The organism is Alkalibacterium sp. s-m-28, assembly GCF_054658175.1.
Window position 1 is genome coordinate 1 of record NZ_BAAGIQ010000430.1, and the last position, 255, is coordinate 255.

General features: G+C 37.6%; 1 pseudogene. It reads right to left on the reverse strand.

The annotated features are described in order from the left end of the window. Nucleotides 1–255 (reverse strand): annotated as a pseudogene (locus tag ACYQ4S_RS12870) (RNA-guided endonuclease TnpB family protein); the annotation flags it as partial.

The window sequence follows — 255 nt, forward strand, 5'->3', positions numbered from 1 at the left end:
GATCTTCCGTTCAACTAATTGAGGCGTTTCGTCCGCTGATTCCACAAGAATGGATATAAAATATTTTCCCGATTTATTCATTGATATCGTACATGATTTAATCTTGCCTTGAAAAGTACGATGCTGGGCAAGCTTTACACATCCGATTTTAGGCAGTTTGATCTTACCATCTTCAATTCGGATATTTCCCCCTTGATTGTTGGTGGTATAACTCGCTTTTGAACGGTGTTTGGATTTGAATTTTGGAAATCCAAT